Source organism: Bacillus sp. SM2101 (assembly GCF_018588585.1).
Classification (GTDB): domain Bacteria; phylum Bacillota; class Bacilli; order Bacillales; family SM2101; genus Nanhaiella; species Nanhaiella sioensis.
The window spans coordinates 1-1,637 of the sequence record NZ_JAEUFG010000093.1 but is presented as its reverse complement, the minus strand read 5'-3'; the positions used below and the strand labels follow the sequence as shown (position 1 = coordinate 1,637).

At 30.0% G+C, this 1,637-nt stretch carries 3 protein-coding genes; 1 reads left to right on the top strand and 2 read right to left on the bottom strand.

The window, feature by feature from the left end; all coding sequences use genetic code 11:
• On the top strand, nt 1-104 hold a 104-nt coding region (locus tag JM172_RS24350; protein ID WP_214483464.1), incomplete at its 5' end, for an IS3 family transposase.
• Nucleotides 105-825: 721 nt separating this feature from the next.
• On the opposite strand, the gene JM172_RS24345 is transcribed toward JM172_RS24350, so the two are convergent.
• On the bottom strand, nt 826-1,176 hold the full coding sequence (locus JM172_RS24345; protein ID WP_214484957.1) for a hypothetical protein: 351 nt from the start codon (nt 1,174-1,176) through the stop codon (nt 826-828).
• Between the two features lie 273 nt (nt 1,177-1,449).
• On the bottom strand, nt 1,450-1,637 hold a 188-nt coding region (locus tag JM172_RS25050; RefSeq protein ID WP_483297281.1), incomplete at its 5' end, for a YunG family protein.

The window sequence follows — 1,637 nt, the reverse complement described above, 5'->3', positions numbered from 1 at the left end:
AAATTAAGCAATATATGATTTATTACAATAAATACAGATATCAATGGAATTTAAAGAAGATGACCCCTGTTCAATACAGAGATCACCTTCTTAATGTAGCCTAGGCTTTTTTTAAAATGTCCTTTACAAAGGGTACACTTTAAAGAGAAATGGGATTTAATATATTTTTATATAGTCTGAGTCAGCTAATTAAGCCAGTTCTTGCAAGTTATAACTTACTAAATAATTAATCAAAAAAACTTGTTATTCCACAATATGGCCATAAAATGAATAATGGCACATATCTATATTTCAGATATGCGCCATATCGTATTCAGCTAGTTCACTGGTTGATCTATTTTAATTAATATTAATCTAAAGGTAGCCAGGATATCCTTAACTACATTCTTGCGCCATATTGTGGAAGATCAGCTCAACGCAAAGGGAGTAACTAGTACCCACATTGTATTGTTAAATCATAACTTTCTATATAAATTACATTAACTTATTTAATCCACTTTTTAATTCATTACCATTGAATGAATTCATGCTTAAATAAGGGTTTTTTCTGAGCTAAATAAATAAAAATCTTCCCCCCAGTGACCATCACAAGAAAGATTTATCCAGTTTTCAAAGAAAGACGAAAAATTTTCGCCTTGCCTAAACCGTGCATATGATAACTAGTGGTCAGATATATAACTTCACCTTTGTTGTATTCTAGGTCAATCCCTAAGTATCCACCATTACCAAATGATTTAAAAATAAGAGTGTTTTTGTTTTTTTACTTATTCTAGAATTAACCCTTCAATACTAATAGACACTTTATTAAAAAAGGAGCCCGATTCTTTAATAAATTTTTACTTTCTTTTTTTCATATCCTTTTCCAATGACTGTCTCTTTGTTTTTACTAATATAGACAACCAATCTCCCGTTATTGTTGTCTTCGTTATTATTAAAGGTTACTGCATATACAGTTTTACCTATGTATTTAACCCCTATTTGTTCCCCTAGTTCTTCATTTACAATCACATTATCTACAATAGAATCCTTGGGAGAAACAGGGATTTTTTTTCTTTCTTCATTCGTTAAGCTATTAAATGCCACCATCTCCATTGGTAGCTTATTATTATCGGAAAAATAGGAGGCAATAATAAGAAAAAGTAAACAAGAAAGTACTAAAGAAATAAATTTTTTCAAGGTCCTCCCCCTCTTTGTTATCTATAATAGCTAACCTACGATTAAACTGCACTTTAACTTAAGACCAATTTTTTCAAATGTTCAGTACTTAGACAATCTTTTTGATAGAATATGGCACTCAAATGATAAAGACGCTTATCTAAGTTTCAGATTAACGCCATTCGTATTATGATTACAATCATTCATTTTCAGTATATCTTTTTTTATCTTATTATTTAGGTAACTGACATACCCCTTTACTAGATTCTTGCGCCATATTGTTAAAGATCGTCATTAATGTCTTCTGCTTTTACTTAGCTCTAGGGAAACATTATTTTTTAAGTAGTTGTATTGATTAAGGTTTGTGTCCTGGAAAGCTTCTTCTCTATTTGATGAGATATCTGTATAATTTATGCTTTCACTAAATTGGGATTCTGTAAAATCATATCGGGTGTTGTCTATAAAATTATAATAATGCCATC